Origin of the sequence: Streptomyces violaceusniger Tu 4113 (genome assembly GCF_000147815.2) — a bacterium.
Taxonomy (GTDB): domain Bacteria; phylum Actinomycetota; class Actinomycetes; order Streptomycetales; family Streptomycetaceae; genus Streptomyces; species Streptomyces violaceusniger_A.
On record NC_015957.1, the window covers coordinates 4487879 to 4503634 of the forward strand.

At 70.7% G+C, this 15756-nt stretch carries 12 protein-coding genes; 6 read left to right on the forward strand and 6 right to left on the reverse strand.

What is annotated here, in order from left to right:
• Positions 1 to 35: 35 nt before the first annotated feature.
• Positions 36 to 2564: a DEAD/DEAH box helicase gene (locus STRVI_RS18870; protein ID WP_014057273.1), complete on the reverse strand. Its 2529-nt coding sequence runs from the start codon at positions 2562 to 2564 to the stop codon at positions 36 to 38.
• A gap of 136 nt (positions 2565 to 2700) precedes the next feature.
• On the opposite strand from STRVI_RS18870, the gene STRVI_RS18875 reads away from it, so the two are divergent.
• Positions 2701 to 3492, forward strand: coding sequence for a metal-dependent hydrolase (locus STRVI_RS18875; RefSeq protein ID WP_014057274.1), 792 nt, complete (start codon positions 2701 to 2703; stop codon positions 3490 to 3492).
• A gap of 44 nt (positions 3493 to 3536) precedes the next feature.
• Here the strand turns inward: STRVI_RS18875 and STRVI_RS18880 are convergent, their stop codons facing one another.
• Together STRVI_RS18880 and STRVI_RS18885 are read right to left on the reverse strand one after the other, a co-directional pair.
• Positions 3537 to 5318 (reverse strand): ABC transporter ATP-binding protein, encoded by a 1782-nt coding sequence (locus STRVI_RS18880; protein ID WP_014057275.1) that lies wholly within the window; start codon positions 5316 to 5318, stop codon positions 3537 to 3539.
• The gene (locus STRVI_RS18885) at positions 5315 to 7219 is read right to left on the reverse strand and encodes an ABC transporter transmembrane domain-containing protein (protein ID WP_014057276.1); all 1905 of its coding nucleotides are present in this window, start codon (positions 7217 to 7219) and stop codon (positions 5315 to 5317) included. Before STRVI_RS18885 ends, STRVI_RS18880 begins: the two co-directional genes overlap by 4 nt.
• A 154-nt stretch (positions 7220 to 7373) precedes the next feature.
• Here STRVI_RS18885 and STRVI_RS18890 point away from each other — a divergent pair, with 154 nt between their 5' ends.
• Positions 7374 to 8114, forward strand: a complete 741-nt coding sequence (locus STRVI_RS18890; protein ID WP_014057277.1) for a L,D-transpeptidase family protein — start codon at positions 7374 to 7376, stop codon at positions 8112 to 8114.
• A 237-nt stretch (positions 8115 to 8351) separates the two neighbouring features.
• Here STRVI_RS18890 and STRVI_RS18895 read toward each other — a convergent pair whose 3' ends face one another.
• Positions 8352 to 8792 carry a MarR family winged helix-turn-helix transcriptional regulator gene (locus STRVI_RS18895; protein ID WP_014057278.1) on the reverse strand — a complete coding sequence of 147 codons (441 nt, stop codon included), beginning with the start codon at positions 8790 to 8792 and terminating at the stop codon, positions 8352 to 8354.
• A 135-nt stretch (positions 8793 to 8927) separates the two neighbouring features.
• Between STRVI_RS18895 and STRVI_RS18900 the strand changes: the two genes are divergently transcribed.
• Positions 8928 to 10781: an ABC transporter ATP-binding protein gene (locus tag STRVI_RS18900; protein WP_014057279.1), complete on the forward strand. Its 1854-nt coding sequence runs from the start codon at positions 8928 to 8930 to the stop codon at positions 10779 to 10781.
• 34 nt (positions 10782 to 10815) lie between these two features.
• On the opposite strand, the gene STRVI_RS18905 is transcribed toward STRVI_RS18900, so the two are convergent.
• A complete protein-coding gene (locus STRVI_RS18905) occupies positions 10816 to 11616 on the reverse strand; it encodes an AfsR/SARP family transcriptional regulator (protein WP_014057280.1) in 801 nt (266 codons plus the stop codon).
• Positions 11617 to 11791: 175 nt separating this feature from the next.
• Positions 11792 to 11989: a hypothetical protein gene (locus STRVI_RS18910; RefSeq protein WP_014057281.1), complete on the reverse strand. Its 198-nt coding sequence runs from the start codon at positions 11987 to 11989 to the stop codon at positions 11792 to 11794.
• A gap of 178 nt (positions 11990 to 12167) precedes the next feature.
• Here STRVI_RS18910 and STRVI_RS18915 point away from each other — a divergent pair, with 178 nt between their 5' ends.
• Genes STRVI_RS18915 through STRVI_RS18925 form a run of 3 tightly spaced genes read left to right on the forward strand, consistent with a single transcriptional unit; the run spans position 12168 to position 15743 of the window.
• Positions 12168 to 12746, forward strand: coding sequence for a DUF4255 domain-containing protein (locus STRVI_RS18915; RefSeq protein ID WP_014057282.1), 579 nt, complete (start codon positions 12168 to 12170; stop codon positions 12744 to 12746).
• Positions 12743 to 13468: a carboxypeptidase-like regulatory domain-containing protein gene (locus STRVI_RS18920; RefSeq protein ID WP_014057283.1), complete on the forward strand. Its 726-nt coding sequence runs from the start codon at positions 12743 to 12745 to the stop codon at positions 13466 to 13468. Before STRVI_RS18915 ends, STRVI_RS18920 begins: the two co-directional genes overlap by 4 nt.
• A 10-nt stretch (positions 13469 to 13478) precedes the next feature.
• Positions 13479 to 15743 (forward strand): phage tail sheath C-terminal domain-containing protein, encoded by a 2265-nt coding sequence (locus STRVI_RS18925; RefSeq protein ID WP_014057284.1) that lies wholly within the window; start codon positions 13479 to 13481, stop codon positions 15741 to 15743.
• The last annotated feature ends 13 nt before the right edge of the window (positions 15744 to 15756 follow it).

A 15756-nucleotide genomic window follows, 5' to 3' on the forward strand; every position in this document is an offset into this window, starting at 1 on the left:
CGTGCCGGTCCTCGGCGTGGACCGCGTCCAGGAGGCTACAGTTGGCCCACGTCGGTGACCCGGACCACCGCCCGGCCCTCCTCGTCGGAGGCGGCGAGATCCACCTCCGCCGAGATGCCCCAGTCGTGGTCGCCGTTCGGGTCGTCGAAAGTCTGACGCACCCGCCACAGGCCGTGCTCGGGGTCCTCCTCGATCAGCAGCAGCTTCGGCCCGCGGGCCTGCGGCCCGGTGCCGAGCTCCTCGTACTCCTCCCAGTACCCGTCCATCGCCTCCGCCCAGGCATCCTCGTCCCAGCCGGAGTCCGCGTCCATCTCCCCGAGCTCGGCGACCTTGTCCAGAGCGGCCAGCTCCACCCGGCGGAACATCGCGTTGCGCACCAGCACACGGAAGGCGCGGGCGTTCGCGGTGACCGGCCTGACCTGGTCGGCGCGCTCCTGCGCCTCCTCCGCCGACTCGTCCTCCGGGTTGGCCAGCTGCTCCCACTCATCCAGGAGGCTGGAGTCGACCTGCCGCACCATCTCGCCGAGCCAGGCGACGATGTCCTGGAAATCGTCGGACTTCAGATCGTCCGGCACGGTGTGGTCCAGGGCCTTGTAGGAGCTGGCCAGGTAGCGCAGCACAATGCCCTCGGTCCGCGCCAGGTCGTAGAACGAGGTGAACTCGGTGAAGGTCATCGCCCGCTCGTACATGTCGCGGATCACCGACTTGGGCGACAGCGGGTGGTCGCCGACCCAGGGATGGCTCTTGCGGTAGAGCCCGTACGCGTGGAAGAGCAGCTCCTCCAGCGGCTTGGGGTAGGTGATGTCCTGGAGCCGCTCCATGCGCTCCTCGTACTCGACACCGTCCGCCTTCATCGCGGCGACCGCCTCACCGCGCGCCTTGTTCTGCTGCGCCGCCAGGATCTGCCGGGGATCGTCCAGCGTCGACTCGACGACCGAGACCATGTCCAGGGCGTAGGAGGGCGATTCGGGGTCCAGCAGCTCGAAGGCGGCCAGCGCGAAGGTGGACAGCGGCTGGTTGAGCGCGAAGTCCTGCTGCAGATCCACCGTCAGCCGGACGATCGGGGCGGCCCCGTCCGCACCGTCGGCGCCCGGTGGCTCCACCTGCTCGACCACCCCGCCGTCCAGCAGCGACCGGTAGATCGCGATCGCCCGGCGGATGTGCCGGAGCTGGTTCTTGCGCGGCTCGTGGTTGTCCTCCAGCAGGTGGCGCATCCCCTCGAAGGCGTTGCCGGGCCGGGCGATGACCGACAGCAGCATCGCGTGGGTGACCCGGAACCGGGAGATGAGCGGCTCGGGTTCGGAGGCGATGAGCTTCTCGAAGGTGTTCTGGCCCCAGTTGACGAAGCCCTCCGGCGCCTTCTTGCGGACCACCTTGCGGCGCTTCTTCGGATCGTCCCCGGCCTTCGCGAGCGCCTTCTCGTTCTCGACGACGTGCTCGGGCGCCTGGGCCACCACAAAGCCCGCGGTGTCGAAGCCGGCCCGGCCGGCCCGGCCCGCGATCTGGTGGAACTCCCGGGCCCGCAGCGTCCGCACCCGCTGACCGTCGTACTTGGTCAGCGCGGTGAACAGGACGGTGCGGATGGGCACATTGACGCCCACGCCGAGGGTGTCCGTACCGCAGATGACCTTGAGCAGCCCGGCCTGCGCCAGCTTCTCCACCAGCCGCCGGTACTTGGGCAGCATGCCCGCATGGTGCACGCCGATCCCGTGCCGGACGTAACGGGACAGATTCCGGCCGAACTTGGTGGTGAACCGGAAATTGCCGATCAGCGCGGCGATCTCGTCCTTCTCGGCGCGCGAGCACATATTGATGCTCATCAGCGCCTGGGCCCGCTCGACCGCCGCCGCCTGTGTGAAGTGCACGATGTAGACCGGCGCCTGCTGGGTCTCCAGCAGCTCGGTCAGCGTTTCGGTCAGCGGCGTCGTCCGGTATTCGTAGCTCAGCGGCACCGGCCGGGTCGCGGACCGCACGACCGCGGTGGGCCGCCCGGTGCGCCGGGTCAGATCCCCCTCGAACCGGCTCACATCACCGAGCGTCGCCGACATCAGGATGAACTGCGCCTGCGGCAGCTCCAGCAGAGGGATCTGCCACGCCCAGCCCCGGTCCGGCTCCGCATAGAAGTGGAACTCGTCCATCACCACCTGGCCGATATCGGCGTCCTTGCCGTCCCGCAGGGCGATGGACGCCAGCACCTCGGCCGTACAGCAGATGACCGGCGCGTCCGCGTTGACCGACGCGTCCCCGGTCAGCATCCCGACGTTCTCGGTGCCGAATGCCTTGCACAGCTCGAAGAACTTCTCCGATACCAGGGCCTTGATCGGCGCGGTGTAGAAGGTGACCTGGTCCCGCGCGAGCGCGGCGAAGTGGGCGCCGGCCGCCACCAGGCTCTTGCCCGATCCGGTGGGTGTGGACAGGATGACATTCGCCCCGGACACCACCTCGATCAGCGCTTCCTCCTGGGCGGGGTACAGCGAGATGCCCCGCTCCTCGACCCAGGTGGAGAACGCCTCGAAAAGTGCGTCGGGGTCGGCGTCGCTCGGCAGCTGATCGATAAGAGTCACGCACCTATACTGCCTGGTTTCCCCGCCGGGACGGGAACCGGCTGTGCGGACGAAGATCGCCCGCCGCTAGGCTGTGCCGGGCCGAAGCAGTCAACTCCCGCACGGAAGCGGGAAAGAACAGGGGCGGGGTACGACCATGATGGGACCGGCGCATTCGCTGTCCGGAGCGGCGGCCTGGCTGGGGGTGGGGGCGGCGGCCGCGGCGGCCGGCCACTCGATGCCCTGGCCGGTGCTGGTCGCCGGCGCGCTGATCTGCGCGGGAGCTGCGCTCGCCCCCGACCTCGACCACAAGGCGGCGACCATATCGCGCGCCTTCGGGCCCATCTCAAAGGGACTGTGCGAGGTGATCGACAAGCTCTCGTACTCCGTCTACAAGGCGACCAGGAAGCAGGGCGACCCGCGCCGCTCGGGCGGCCACCGCACCCTCACCCACACCTGGGTATGGGCGGTGCTGATCGGCGCCGGAGCCTCGGCGCTCGCCATGGTCGGCGGGCGGTGGGCGGTGCTGGGCATCCTCTTCGTGCATATGGTGCTGGCCGTCGAGGGGCTGCTGTGGCGCGCGGCCCGGGTCTCCAGCGATGTCCTGGTATGGCTGCTCGGCGCGGCCAGCGCCTGGATCCTCGCCGATGTGCTGCACCAGCCGGGCAACGGCTCGGACTGGCTGTTCAGCGCACCGGGCCAGGAGTACCTCTGGCTCGGCCTGCCGATCGTCCTCGGCGCCCTGATCCACGACATCGGGGACGCGCTCACCGTCTCCGGCTGCCCGATCCTGTGGCCCATCCCGATCGGCCGCAAGCGCTGGTACGCGCTCGGCCCGCCGAAGGGGATGCGGTTCCGGGCCGGCAGCTGGGTCGAGTTGAAGGTGCTGATGCCGGTCTTCATGCTGCTGGGCGGCGTGGGTGGGCTGGCCGCCCTCGGCGTCATCTGAATCCCGGACGGTACCGGGGTGGCCGCGCCTGGGCGCGGCCACCCTCACTGATGCCAGGAGCGCCACAGCGCGGCGTAGGCCCCGTCCGCCGCGACGAGTTCGTCATGGCTGCCCAGCTCGGTGATCCGGCCGCTCTCGACCACGGCGATCACATCCGCGTCATGCGCGGTGTGCAGCCGGTGGGCGATCGCCACCACGGTCCTGCCCTCCAGCACCCGGCCCAGCGACCGCTCCAGATGGCGCGCCGCCCGCGGGTCCAGCAGCGAGGTGGCCTCGTCCAGCACCAGCGTATGCGGATCGGCCAGCACCAGCCGGGCCAGCGCGATCTGCTGTGCCTGTGCGGGGGTGAGCGCGAGACCGCCCGATCCGACCTCGGTTTCCAGGCCCTCGTCCAGCGCGCGGGCCCAGCCGTCGGCGTCCACCGCGCCCAGCGCCGCCCACAGCTCGGCGTCCTTGGCGACGGCGCGGGCCAGCAGCAGATTGTCACGCAGCGAGCCCACGAAGACATGGTGCTCCTGGTTGACCAGGGCCACATGCTCACGGACCCGCTCGGCGGGCATCCGCGCCAGCTCCGCCCCGCCCAGCGTCACCCGGCCGGTGCGCGGGGAATAGATCCCGGCCAGCAGCCGCCCCAGGGTGGACTTCCCCGCCCCGGACGGGCCCACCAGCGCCAGCCGCGTCCCCGGCGGCACCTTCATGGACACCTCGTGCAGCACATCGCTGCCCTCGTGGTATCCGAACCGCACCTCGTCCGCCCGCACCTCACGGCCGCCGGGGACCACCCCCTTGTCGGCGGGGCCCTCCTCGATCTCCCGCACCCCCACCAGCCGGGCCAGCGACACCTGAGCGACCTGCAGCTCGTCGTACCAGCGCAGGATGAGCCCGATCGGCTCGACCAGCATCTGCGACAGCAGTGCACCGGTGGTCAGATCGCCGATCGACATCCAGCCCCGCATCACGCACACGCCGCCGATCATCAGCACCGAACCGGTGATCAGCGTGTAGCTCACATTGATCACCGGGAAGAGCACCGAGCGCAGCCAGAGCGTGTAGCGCTCCCACGCCGTCCACTGCTTGATACGCAGCTCGGACTGGGCGATCCGCCGGTCGCCCAGCCGATGGGCCTCGATGGTCCGCCCGGCGTCCACGCTCTCGGTGAGGGACGCGGACACCGCCGCGTAGCCGGCTGCCTCGGAGCGGTAGGCGCTCGGCGCGCGGCGGTAGTACCAGCGACAGCCGACCACCAGCACCGGAAGGGCCACCAGCACTGCGAGCCCCAGTGGGGGAGCGGTCAGGGTCAGCGCGCCGAGCAGCAGCCCGGTCCACACCACGCCGATGGCCAGCTGCGGCACGGCCTCGCGCATCGCGTTCGCCAGCCGGTCGATATCGGTGGTGATCCGGGACAGCAGATCCCCGGTCCCGGCCCGCTCCAGCACCCCCGGAGGCAGACCCACCGACCGGACGAGAAAGTCCTCCCGCAGATCCGCCAGCATTTCCTCGCCCAGCACCGCCCCGCGCAGCCGCACCATCCGGACGAACACGGTCTGCACCACCAGCGCCACCGTGAACAGCGCCACGATGCGGCCGATGTGGAGGTCATCCTCGCCCTGGGAGAGGTCCTCGACCAGGCCCCCCAGCAGCTGGGGGCCGACCATGGAGGCGATCACCGCGGTCGCGTTCACGACCATCAGCACGGTGAACGCGGCCCGATGCCGCCGCAGCAGCTCACGCACATAGGCCCGCACGGTGGTGGGTGTGCCGACCGGCAGCGTCGTCGCCGACTCCGGTGCGGCCGGGTCATGGACGGGGGGTGCCACGCCGATCATGCCGACTCCTCGATCTGTTCCTCGATCCGCCCGATGTCCTTCAGGCCGTGTCCGGCCGGGCCTGTGCCCCGCCCGGCCCGCCGCACGGCGGCCCCGTCCTCCGTCTCCCGGGTGACGACCGCGCGATACGCGGGATCGGTGCCCAGCAGCTCACGATGGGTGCCCACCCCCGCCGCCTCGCCGTCGGGCACGAACACCACCCGGTCGGCCCGGTCCAGCAGCAGCGGGCTGGAGGTGAGCACGATGGTCGTCCGGCCCGCCCGCAGCCCCCGCAACCCGTCGGCGATCCGCGCCTCGGTGTGCGAGTCCACCGCCGAGGTCGGCTCGTCCAGCACCAGCACCTCCGGATCGGTCACCAGCGAGCGGGCCAGTGCCAGCCGCTGCCGCTGGCCACCCGACAGCGAGCGGCCGCGCTCGGTGATCCGGGTGCGCATGGGGCCGGCGTCATCCGCCTCGGCCGCCGACGCCTGCGCCAGCGCGTCCAGCACATCTCCGCACTGGGCCGCCTCGAGCGCTTTCTCCGCCGTGACCTCGCCGGACCTCGGCACATCCAGCAGCTCGGCGAGCGCCCCCGAGAGCAGCACTGGATCCTTGTCCTGCACCAGCACCGCCGCGCGCGCCGTGGTCAGCGGCACCTTGTCCAGGGCGACGCCGCCCAGCAGCGCCGACGGCGCCCCGCCGGGGTCCCCGTCGCCCGGGCCGTCGTGGGTGGGATGTCCGCCGAGCCGGTCGGCCAGCCGCCCCGCCGCGTCCGGGTCGCCGCACACCACCGCGGTCAGCAGCCCGCTGGGCGCCAGCATCCCGCTCGCCGGGTCGTACAGATCCCCGCCGAGCGGCCCGGTGGCCTCCTGCACCTCGCCGCGCTCACCGCCGTTCACGGCGGCCGCGCCCTTGCTGTCCGGGGAGGAGCGCCGCAGCGCCAGCACCCGGGCCGCGCGCCGCGCCGAGGGCCGGGAGAAGGAGTACGCCATGGCGATCTCCTCGAAGTGCCGCAGTGGGAAGAGCAGAAAGGTCACCGCGCTGTAGACGGTGACCAGCTCGCCCACCTCGATCCGTCCGTCGCGGGCCAGCGACGCCCCGTACCAGACGACACCGATCAGCAGCAGCCCCGGCAGCGCGACCTGCACGGCCGCGATCAGCGCCCACATCCGCGCGCTGCGCACCGCCGCGATCCGCACCTCCTGCGAGGCATGCCGGTAGCGGCCCAGGAACAGCTCCTCCCCGCCGATGCCCCGCAGCACCCGCAGCCCGGCCACGGTGTCCGAGGCCAGCTCGGTCGCCCGGCCCGCCTTCTCCCGCTGTTCATCGGCTCGGCGCGCCGCGCGCGGCAGCAGCGGCAGCACGGCCAGCGCCAGCGCGGGCACCCCGACCGCCACCACCGCTCCCAGCGCCGGCTGGTAGAGGATCAGGGCCACGCAGACCGCGACGGTGGTGATCGCGGCAGCCGTGAAGCGGGAGAGGGCCTCCACAAACCAGCCGATCTTCTCGACATCGCCCGTGGAGACGGCGACGACCTCACCGGCCGCCACCTTCCGGGTGAGGGCGGAGCCCAGCTCCACCGCCTTGCGGGCCAGCAACTGCTGCACCCGTGCCGCCGCCGTGATCCAGTTGGTGACCGCCGCGCGGTGCAGCATGGCGTCCCCCAGCGCGGTGAGCACGGTGAGCCCCACCATCAGCGCTCCGGCCATCGCCAGCCGGGAGCCGGAGCGGTCCACGACCGCCTGCACACCGAAGCCGATGGCGATGGGGAAGGACACCAGCGCGGCCATGTGCACCAGACCCCACAGGGCCGCCTTGACCTGCCCGCCCAACTGATTCCTGCCCAGCCAGAAGAGAAACCGCGGACCTGACCGTACGTCGGGTCGGCCGGGGTCGGGATACGGAAGATCGCGAATGTGCATGACGTCCCAAGGTCGGGCGGGCTGAGGAGGGCTGGTAGGAGAGGTGAAAGGCTGACGTTCCCACGGTGCGGAATTCAACTGGTTTTCCCGGGAGCGGCCGGAACACGCCAATCCCGCATACGGCACTGTCCTACGCAGGTGGGACCATGGGGACATGCGAATCTCCGGCACGATGTCCATGCGCGCGGCGGCCGCGGCCGCCGCGGCCCTTGTCCTTCTCACTGCCTGCGGCGACGGCGGCGGGGACAGCGGCGGTGACAAGGGCGGAAGCTCGGGCAAACAGGCGCTGCGCAGCGGGGCGCCCGCGCCGGATCCCACGCGTATCCCGGATGTGGGGGACACGCTCCAGTCCCGGATCCCGGACCAGTCCCGTCAGGTCGTGGCGGTCTACGGCAAAGGGGTGAACTCCGCGGACGCCACCGTGGTCCTCTATACCAAGCAGGGCAAGGCATGGGAGCGGACACACAGTTGGACGGCGCACAACGGCAAGGGCGGCTGGACGACGAGCCATCACGAGGGCGACAAGCGCAGCCCGGTCGGCGTCTACACGCTCAGCGACGCGGGCGGGGTGCTGCCCGACCCCGGCGCCCGGCTGCCGTACACCGCCTCCGGCTCCTTCGCGGCGCCCCACTACTGGCCCAAGTCCCACTGGACGGACTTCAACTACGTCATCGCCATTGACTACAACCGGGTCAAGGGCGCCTCGCCGCTCGACCAGACCCGGCCCGAAGGGCAGAGCAAGGGCGGCAGCATCTGGCTGCACATGGATCACGGCAGCGGCACCTCGGCCTGTGTCAGCCTCTCCAAGTCCGGTATGGAGTATCTGCTGAAGAACCTCGACCCCAAGCTGCACCCGGTGGTGGTCATGGGGGACAAGGCGCATCTGGCCGCCTGAGCGCGGCGCCGGCCGTGTCCGGGCGTCCTTCGTGCGGCTCGCGCCGCCCGCGGTCTTCGGCGCCATGGCCCGGCTCGTCGGGGGGTACGGCTTGAAGGCCGGGTGGGCGCAGGGGAAGTTGGTCGCGCTGTGATACGGCTTCGCGCCGCTCTTCCCTCGCGTCCAGCTGCGCTTTCACCGCGGTCAGCCGCTCTTTCGCCGCGTCCGGATGCCCGTCACATGCCCGTCACCGCGACCTCAGCAGCGGTGGTCCGGGGTGGCGGAGAGGGTGTCCAGCAGCTCGCCCAGCGCGTCGCGCTGCTGATCGCTGAGCGGTGCCAGGATGTCCTCCGCGGCGGCTCGGCGCGCCTCGCGCAGTGCGCGCAGCGTCGCCCGCCCGGCGTCGGTGAGCTTGATGCGCACCACCCGGCGGTTGGACGGATCCGGTACGCGGCGCACCGAGCCATGCGCCTCCAGGGCGTCCACCAGCGTCGTCACGGCGCGCGGGACCACCTCGAGGCGCTGCGCCAGGTCCGCCATCCGCGGCGGCTGGTCGCTGTGGGACACGGTGCGCAGCAGGCGGGACTGGGCGGGGGTGATGCCCAGTGGCTCCATATGGCGCTTCTGGGCGCGATGCAGTCTGCGGGTCAGGCGCAGCAACTGCTCCGCGAGGAGGCCGGATGTCTCGGGGGTGGGCATGATCGCAGTTTATCAGGACCCCGTTCATTGTGAGTATAGGTAACAATGAGCTATGCTCTCAAAGTCCGCGCCGCCGCGATCACGGCTCGACCATGCCGTCACTCGCGGCGGCCTCCCTGACTCCAGAAGGAGCCCATGCACCCCGACACACCACCGTCATGGATCCCGTCCGCCCAGGAGCCCGAGCGGCCCGCCCAAGTGCGGCGCATCCTCCGGCTTTTCCGTCCCTACCGCGGCCGCCTCACCGTGGTCGGCCTGCTGGTCGCCGCCTCCGCGCTGGTCTCGGTCGCCACCCCGTTCCTGCTCCGGGAAATCCTCGACACCGCCATCCCCGACGGCCGCACCGGACTGCTCACCCTGCTCGCCCTCGGCATGATCGCCACGGCCGTCGTCAACAGCGTCTTCGGCGTTCTGCAGACCCTGATCTCCACCACCGTCGGCCAGCGCGTCATGCACGATCTGCGCACCGCCGTCTACGACCGGCTGCAGCGCATGCCGCTCGCCTTCTTCACCCGCACCCGCACCGGCGAGGTGCAGTCCCGTATCGCCAATGACATCGGCGGTATGCAGGCCACCGTCACCTCCACCGCGACCTCGCTGGTCTCCAATCTCACCAGCGTGGTCGCCACCGTCGTCGCGATGCTCGCGCTCGACTGGCGGCTGACCATCGTCTCGCTGCTCCTGCTGCCGGTGTTCGTCTGGATCAGCCGCCGTGTCGGCGCGGAGCGCAAGAAGATCACCTCGCAGCGCCAGAAGCAGATGGCGACCATGTCCGCGATGGTCACCGAGTCGCTGTCGGTGAGCGGAATCCTGCTCGGCCGCAGCATGGGCCGGTCCGAGTCGCTCACCCAGCAGTTCGCCGAGCAATCCGAGCGTCTCGTGGGCCTGGAAGTGCGCTCCAACATGGCAGGCCGCTGGCGGATGTCCACCATCGGCATCGTCATGGCCGCCATGCCCGCGCTGATCTACTGGGCCGCGGGAATCGCCCTCCAGGCCGGTGGCCCGACCGTCTCGATCGGCACGCTCGTCGCCTTTGTCTCGCTCCAGCAGGGGCTGCTCCGGCCCACGGTGAGCCTGCTGTCCACCGGTGTGCAGGTGCAGACCTCCCTCGCCCTCTTCGCCCGCATCTTCGAGTACCTCGACCTGCCGATCGACATCACCGAGCCGGCCGACCCGGTGCGGCTGGAGAAGGTGCGCGGCGAAGTCCGCTTCGACGGTGTCGACTTCGACTACGACGGCACGGCCCCCGGCGCGTCGAAGAGCACCCTGTCAAAGGGCGGCGCGTCGAAGGGCACCCTGCGCGGCATCGATCTGACCGTCCCCGCGGGCGGCAGCCTGGCCGTCGTCGGGCCGACCGGTTCCGGCAAGACGACCCTCAGCTATCTGGTGCCCCGGCTCTACGACGTGACCGGCGGCCGGGTGCTGGTCGACGGCGTGGATGTCCGCGACCTCGACTTCGACACCCTCGCCCGGGCCATCGGCGTCGTCTCCCAGGAGACCTATCTCTTCCACGCCTCCGTCGCCGAGAACCTGCGCTTCGCCAAGCCCGACGCGACCGATGAGGAGATCGTGGCGGCGGCCGAGGCCGCCCAGATCCACGACCACATCGCCTCCCTCCCGGACGGCTATGACACCCTGGTGGGAGAGCGCGGCTATCGCTTCTCCGGCGGGGAGAAGCAGCGTCTGGCCATAGCCCGCACCATTCTGCGCGACCCGCCCGTCCTCATCCTCGACGAGGCCACCAGCGCCCTGGACACCCGCACCGAGCAGGCCGTTCAGCAGGCCATCGACGCCCTCTCGGCCGGTCGCACCACGATCACCATCGCCCACCGGCTCTCCACCGTGCGCGACGCCGACCAGATCGTCGTCCTCGACGGCGGCCGAATCGCCGAGCGGGGCACTCACGAGGAGCTGCTGGCCAGGGACGGTCGCTACGCCGCACTGGTACGGCGCGACACCCACCTCGCGCCAGTGGTCCCTGCCGTCTAGTCCGTCCAGTCCGCTGGTCCGCGCACCGCGCCCGTTACGCGGGCACGGTGCCCGCCGGGGCCGATGTGTCGGTGTCCTGTGCCGGGACGTCGCTCACCGGGCGGGAGACGATCCGGCGCGCCGGGGGCTCTGGGGTGGCACCACCCCCAGGTGGCACCAGGTTCCTCAGCGTCGGGGAGGGCTCCAGGCCCAGCTCGTCGAGCAGGACGCGGCGGCATTGCTCGTACTGCCGCAGTGCCGCACCTCGGTTGCCGGCCGCGAGATGCGCGTTCATGAGCACGCGATGAGCGCTTTCCCGCAGGGGCTCCGCGCGCACGGCGGCGAGCCCGGCGGCGACGGCCTCGCCATGGCGGCCCGCCGCCGTCAGCCGTTCGGTCATCGCCTCCAGGGCGTACAGCCGCAGTTCGTGGTACTGCTCATGCTCGACCAGCACCCACTCGTTCTCCGACCACTCGGGTAAGAGGTCGGCCGAGAGATCCTCCCGCATCTGCGTGGTGAGGATGTCGTCGCACGGGCGTGACATGTCGAGCAGCCGGTGTGCGCGCGTCGCCGCCGCGTGGATGTCCACGGTGATGTGCTTGCAGATCGCCAATTCCTGTGCGGACGCGTCGATGACCTGATGGCCCGTACGCGTGGCGCGCCATAACGACGAGCGGAGGTTGGCGTTGGCACGGGACGCCGTGACGTCCGGCCACAGCGTGCCGGCCACGTAGGTACGGCTCCGTGGCATGTTCTGCAGGGCGAGGAACGCGAGAAGGCGCTGGGCGCTGGAGGATATCGGAACGCGTTTGTGATCGACCGACAACGCGAAACTCTTGAGCAGTCTCAACGTCATGACATGGCCTTCTGCGCTCATCGGCCCCCCGGGGCGATATTGGCTTCAGCGACCCATCCCATGCGTCCCATCGGGATGCCCTAAAGCCATGTTACGAGCAGATCATGATCGTGTGTCCGGCCTTCCCGCTAAAGGACGCTATATGGCCAGGCATCACCGGGACGTCGCGGCAACGTCACCTGTCGGGCTCGATGAACTGATCGAGCCAGGCGCGCACGGCGGTGAGTGCGTCGTCGACCGCGCTCACCGCGGTGGGGGGCGCCTGGTGCCGGTCCTCCGTCCGCACGATGCGAGCACGGAATCCGTCCGGCCTGCCGCCTTCCACCCAGACCCGGAGGATCAGGACACCGGTCCGTTCTGAGGGGATTTCCATGAAAAGAAGATATGCCTCCCCGTGTCACCTCGGCGTTGTCGGTGTGTGTCTGGATTCGTCATCGTCGGCAGCGAAAACGGACCGGTGACGCTCGTGTGATGAGCGCATCGCGGTCCGGCCACGCCGGGACCGGCATTCTCTCGAAGCACGCTTTCGAGCGCGGAGAGGGGGGATTCGCATGGGGGACTTCGGCGTCATCGCCGACGTCTCGACGGTCATCGTGGAGAGCCTGACCCAATCCCTGCGCGGGCTCAGCCAGGTGGAACCGCCGATCGCGGAACTCAACGACCTCTCCGAGACGGTACAGACACCGCCGCCGAAGCTCACGGTGTTCCTCTACGAGATCGCCGAGGACCCCACCTCGCGCAACCGGCCGCCGGTGCGCTCCCAGCCACCCGACCCACCGACCACCCGCAAGCCGCCGATGGCCCTGCTGCTGCGCTATCTGGTCACCCCCTGGGGCGGCGACCAGGCGACCCAGCACCGGATGCTCGGACGGGCCCTGCAGACCTTCTACGACGACGCGATCCTGGACGGCGTACAACTGTCCGGCAGCCTGGCGGCGAGCACCGACTCGCTGAACCTCAGCCTGACCCCGCTCACCTTGGACCAGAAGTCCTGGGTCTGGTACGCGATTCAGAAGCCGTACCGGCTGTCGCTGAACTACGAGGTCCGCGTCGTCAACCTGGACTCCGCCGTCGAGACCCCGGTCCGCCCGGTGCACAGCCGGGTCATCAGCGGGACGGCGATGCCATGAGCCGCTTCGTACCGCTGGAGCGGTCGACGCTCCACAGCCCGGTCTGGTTCATCCCCTTCGACGACTACGCCCGGGGGGTGCGCGGCGCCGGGGTGACGGTCCAACTGGACCGCTACGAGGACGGCGACTGGCTGCCGCTGGACGACCTGGCGGTGCGCACCCCCAGCGCCGCCTTCGCCTATCCGGGTCTTGGCCGGTGCGCCGAGCCGTGGGCGAAGCGGCCACGGCGCCACCGGGCCCGCTTCGCGGCCGCCGGCTATCAGCCGCTGTATCCGGCCGACGGCCAGCCGTTCTCGGCCGCCCTGGTGGGCGTCGAGTTCCTGGTGCACCCGTATGACGACGCCCACCCGCCGCCGGTGGTGACCGAGCCGCGGCTGGTCCGGCTGCTGCCGAGCGTCTCCTTCCCCTACCCGACGGGTCTGCGCACGGTGCACGGCGCCGTGATCGACGCGGCCACGCGGGCGCCGGTCGCGGGCGCGCTGGTCGAGGCCAGGGGACGGACCAGCCGGGACCTGACGCCATGGCATGAGCGCACCCTGTCCGACGCCACGGGCGCCTTCCGGCTGGCCCTGCGGTGGGAGGGCGAGAAGGCCGAAGAACACGCCGTCGAGGAGATATTCCGCTTGCAGGCCACCGAGCGGCCGGGCCGGACCGGATCGCTGGTCGTGCGGCTGCCCCAGGACATCGAGCGCCGGCACGTCATAGAGATCCGCGAGAGTTAAGGAGCCGTCCATGGCGGAGTATCTGAGCCCCGGGGTCTACATCGAGGAGATCGATGCGGGCCCACGGCCGATCGCGGGGGTGAGCACCAGTACGGCGGGTATGGCCGGGGTCACCGTACGCGGTCCGTATACCGGCAAGCCCAAGCTGGTCACCAACTTCCTGGAGTTCCAGAACACCTTCGGCGGATTTCTCCGTGAGCCGGACCCGCTGATCCGGGACACCTGGGCGAACGACCCGGCGGAAGGCGGCCGTTGGTGGCTGTTCCCGCTGGCGGTCAAGGGCTTCTTCGACAACGGCGGCCAGCGGCTGTACATCAAGCGGGTCGCCAGCAGGCAGGCGAGCCCGTCCTCGGGCGTGCTGGGCCACGGCCTGGTGAGCCCGGTCGCCCGCGACGCCGCCAAGGGCGCGACCCGTCTGGAGCTCGGCCACCTGATCGGGTTCTCCGGCGTCGGACAGCAGATCCAGCTCTTCCGCGGCGACGACCAGCAGTCGATCCACACCGCCGGTGTCGCCGCGTACGACGCCACCGCCCGCCGGATCGAGCTGGACGCCCCGCTGCCCGCGGAGGTGAGGGCGGGCCGCGGCGACTACGTACAGATCGGGACGCGCAACGCGGAGGAGACACTGGAGTTCGCCGCCGTCAGCCCCGGCTCATGGGGCGACGGGGTACAGGTCCGGATCCAGCCGATGGCCTCGGCCGCGCTGCCGGTGCTGCCGGATCCGCAGGAGGGCGCGCTGTTCGTCACGCGGCTGGCCGCGGACGCCGCCGCGGACAGTGAGACGGTCGAGGTCGCGGCGGTGACCGGGCTCGACCCCGACGAACTGCCGCCCGACGTCTGGGTGCAGATCGGCTCCAGCCGGTTCAAGGTCCAGCTCAGCCAGCCCGCGGACGGGAAGGTCACGCTGACCCTGCCGTCCGGCACCGCACATGAGGCGTGGCGGAGCGGGCTGCTGGTGCGCCGCGTGCGCCGGGGCACGACCTCGGCGGGGCCGACGCTGCGGATCGGCGGAGCGAGCCGACTGTACGAGGGCGCCGTCGTCCAGCTCGACGACGGCACCCATCTGACCATCCGCACCGTCGAGTCGATCGCCGCGGACGTCGTCACCCTGGACGGGAACGTGCCCGGGACGCTGTTCGAAACCGACCGGCTGCAACTGGTCGAGGCGCAGGTCGACGCCCGGTTCACCGATCCGTCCGGGGCCGTGGAGACGGAGACGCACCGCAACCTCCGGCTCACCGGTGACACCGCGGCGAACCTGGTGACCACCCTGGCAGTGCGCTCCCGGCTGGTGCGGGCGACGGCTCTGGGCGCCCTGTCCACCGACCCGGCGAAGTTCCCCCTGCCCGCGGTCGGCTCCTGGCTGACGCTGGGAGGCGGGGACGACGCCTACGGGAGCCTGAGCGTGGCCGACTTCGTCGGCGAGGACGGCGGCAGCGGCAAGCGCACCGGGATCAACGCGCTGGAGGACATCGACGAGGTCGCGGTCTGCGCGGTGCCGGGCATGTGGTCAGGGACGGTCGAATCGGCCCTGGTCACCCACTGCGAGCTGCTCAGGGACCGGTTCGCGATCCTCGACCCGCAGGACGGTCTGGACATCGAGGGCGTCCAGGCGTTCCGCGAGCGGTTCGACACCAAGTACGCCGCGCTCTACCACCCGTGGCTGGTCACCCGCGATCTGTCGGTGGGCCGCGATGCCGAGGTGCCGCCCTCGGGCCATATGGCAGGGATCTACGCCCGCGTGGATGTGGAGCGGGGGGTGCACAAGGCGCCCGCCAACACGGTCATCCGGGGCATCCGGCTGACCGACGGCATCGCCCAGGACATCACCAAGCGCCATCAGGACGTGCTCAACCCCAAGGGCATCAACGCGCTGCGGTTCTTCCCCGGGCTCGGCCACCGGGTCTGGGGCGCGCGCACGCTCTCCTCGGACAGCTCGTGGAAGTACGTCAACGTCCGGCGGCTGTTCCTCTACCTGGAGGAGTCGATCGAAGAGGGCACCCAGTGGGTGGTGTTCGAGCCGAATGACGAGGCGCTGTGGTCCCTGGTCCGCCAGACGGTCACGAACTTCCTCACCACGGTCTGGCGCAGCGGCGCCCTCGCCGGCACCACCGCCGACGAGGCGTTCTTCGTCGCCTGTGACCGCACCACGATGACCGAGGACGACCTCGCGAACGGCCGTCTGATCTGCGCCATCGGCGTCGCGCCGGTCTTCCCGGCGGAGTTCGTGATCTTCCGGATCCAGCAGAAGAGCCGCGAGACCCAACTCGCCTGAGTGCCCGAGGAGA

Excerpts from the sequence above, each read along its gene's own strand:
- STRVI_RS18875 (WP_014057274.1), top strand. The coding sequence starts at position 2,701 with ATGATGGGACCGGCGCATTCGCTGTCCGGAGCGGCGGCCTGGCTGGGG.
- STRVI_RS18880 (WP_014057275.1), bottom strand. The coding sequence starts at position 5,318 with ATGATCGGCGTGGCACCCCCCGTCCATGACCCGGCCGCACCGGAGTCG.
- STRVI_RS18885 (WP_014057276.1), bottom strand. The coding sequence starts at position 7,219 with ATGCACATTCGCGATCTTCCGTATCCCGACCCCGGCCGACCCGACGTA.
- STRVI_RS18890 (WP_014057277.1), top strand. The coding sequence starts at position 7,374 with ATGCGAATCTCCGGCACGATGTCCATGCGCGCGGCGGCCGCGGCCGCC.
- STRVI_RS18895 (WP_014057278.1), bottom strand. The coding sequence starts at position 8,792 with ATGCCCACCCCCGAGACATCCGGCCTCCTCGCGGAGCAGTTGCTGCGC.
- STRVI_RS18900 (WP_014057279.1), top strand. The coding sequence starts at position 8,928 with ATGCACCCCGACACACCACCGTCATGGATCCCGTCCGCCCAGGAGCCC.
- STRVI_RS18905 (WP_014057280.1), bottom strand. The coding sequence starts at position 11,616 with ATGACGTTGAGACTGCTCAAGAGTTTCGCGTTGTCGGTCGATCACAAA.
- STRVI_RS18910 (WP_014057281.1), bottom strand. The coding sequence starts at position 11,989 with ATGGAAATCCCCTCAGAACGGACCGGTGTCCTGATCCTCCGGGTCTGG.
- STRVI_RS18915 (WP_014057282.1), top strand. The coding sequence starts at position 12,168 with ATGGGGGACTTCGGCGTCATCGCCGACGTCTCGACGGTCATCGTGGAG.
- STRVI_RS18920 (WP_014057283.1), top strand. The coding sequence starts at position 12,743 with ATGAGCCGCTTCGTACCGCTGGAGCGGTCGACGCTCCACAGCCCGGTC.
- STRVI_RS18925 (WP_014057284.1), top strand. The coding sequence starts at position 13,479 with ATGGCGGAGTATCTGAGCCCCGGGGTCTACATCGAGGAGATCGATGCG.